General features: G+C 73.5%; 2 protein-coding genes. Both read left to right on the top strand.

The genetic code is table 11. The features are described from left to right. Positions 1-164: 164 nt before the first annotated feature. Positions 165-560: a YciI family protein gene (locus VF746_22875; GenBank protein ID HEX8695273.1), complete on the top strand. Its 396-nt coding sequence runs from the start codon at positions 165-167 to the stop codon at positions 558-560. Continuing rightward, on the top strand, positions 557-1,843 hold the full coding sequence (locus VF746_22870; GenBank protein HEX8695272.1) for a sigma-70 family RNA polymerase sigma factor: 1,287 nt from the start codon (positions 557-559) through the stop codon (positions 1,841-1,843). The genes VF746_22875 and VF746_22870 overlap by 4 nt, the downstream gene beginning before the upstream one ends. Positions 1,844-1,939 lie beyond the last annotated feature (96 nt).

Genomic DNA, 1,939 nt, shown 5'->3' with positions numbered 1-1,939 from the left:
CGGAATGACATCGTGTGTGGGAAGCGATACTCGACTCGATTCCGACGGCCTTCACGGTGATGTAGAGAACGCGCGGCCGGCTCCGACTACTGTACGCAAGGGCCAACGACGGCTCCTTCGCAACCGCCGACAGGGGCGCCGAACCTCAGGGAGGAGAACGAACCATGAAGTACATGCTGATGATGCACGTGCCGGCCGGAACGGGCGACTACCAGATCAACCACTGGTCGCCGGAGGACTTCCAGGCCCACATCGCGTTCATGCACCAGTACAACCGGGAGCTGACCGAGGCGGGCGAGTGGGTGGACGCCCAGGGGCTCACCCCTCCCGGACAGGCCAGGCTGGTGCGCGCGGGGAAGGACGGCGCGCCGATCACCGACGGGCCGTTCCCCGAGTCGAAAGAGTTCCTCGCCGGCTACTGGATCGTGGAGGTCGACTCGCCCGAGCGCGCCTACCAGCTCGCCGCCAAGGCCTCCGCGGCGCCCGGCCCCGGCGGCGCGCCGCTGAACATGCCGATCGAGGTGCGCCAGGTGATGAGCGGCCCGCCGACCGACGCGTGAGAGCGGACGCCTCGCCCGTCACCGTCGAGCACCTGCTGCGCGAGCTTGCGCCGCAGGTGCTCGGCGCCGTCGCGCGCCGCCACGGCGACTTCGCCGCCGCCGAGGACGCGGTGCAGGAGGCGCTGATCGCGGCGGCGGCGCAGTGGCCGGCGGCGGGCGTCCCCGCCAACCCCCGCGGCTGGCTCTACCACGTCGCCCTGCGGCGCATCACCGACCACCTGCGCAGCGAGATGGCCCGGCGCCGCCGCGAAGACGGCGTGGCGAGCCAGGTGTGGGCCGAGTGGGCGTTCGTGCCGCCGCCGGACGGGGAGGTCGGGGTGGACCGCGACGACACGCTCGTCCTGCTCTTCATGTGCTGCCACCCCGCGCTGACGCCCGCCTCGGCGGTGGCGCTCACGCTGCGCGCCGTGGGCGGGCTGACCACCGCGGAGATCGCCGCCGCGTTCCTGGTCCCCGAGGCCACGATGGCGCAGCGGATCAGCCGGGCCAAGCAGAGCATCAGGGCGTCCGGCGTCCCGTTCGAGATGCCCGGCGCCGCCGAGCGCGCCGAACGGCTCGGCGCCGTGCTGCACGTCCTGTATCTGATCTTCAACGAGGGCTACACCAGCAGCAGCGGCCCGGACCTGAACCGCCCCGACCTGTCGAACGAGGCGATCCGGCTCGCGCGGACCCTCCACGACCTGCTCCCGGGCGACGGCGAGGTCGCGGGGCTGCTGGCGCTCATGCTACTCACCGACGCGCGCCGCGCCGCGCGGACCGGACCGAACGGCGAGCTGGTCCCGCTCGACGAGCAGGACCGCACGCTCTGGGACCAGGAGCTGATCGCCGAGGGGACCCGGCTCGTCTCGGAGGCGCTCTCCCGGGGGTCGGCCGGACCGTACCAGCTGCAGGCGGCGGTCGCGGCCGTCCACGACGAGGCGGCGCGCGCCGAGGACAGCGACTGGCCGCAGGTCCTCGCGCTGTACGGCCTGCTCAGGCGGATGTCCGACAACCCGATGGTGGCGCTCAACCACGCGATCGCGGCCGCGATGGTGCACGGCCCGGCCGTGGGGCTCGAGCTGCTGCGGCCGCTGGACGCCGATGCGCGGATCGCCGGGCACTACCGCCTCGACGCCGTCCGCGCGCACCTGCACGAGCGGGCCGGCGACCCCGGGCGGGCCCTCGCGCACTACCGGGCCGCGGCGGAGCGGACGGCGAGCCTCCCGGAGCGGAACTACCTCCTCACGAAAGCGGCCCGGCTCGGCGCCGGGCTGCGCGGGAAGGAACCCGCCCGCGCGGAATAGAGTCGCGTTCCCGGATCCCTTGGAGAGAAACGAAAAGCCCGCGCGGGGCAGGCCGCGCGGGCTGGGATCGTTCGCGGAGTGCGGCGTTCTCAGCCG

This window comes from Longimicrobium sp., from assembly GCA_036389795.1.
Classification (GTDB): domain Bacteria; phylum Gemmatimonadota; class Gemmatimonadetes; order Longimicrobiales; family Longimicrobiaceae; genus Longimicrobium.
Note: the sequence above shows the minus strand (reverse complement) of the source record. Positions and strands in the feature narration are given on the sequence as shown.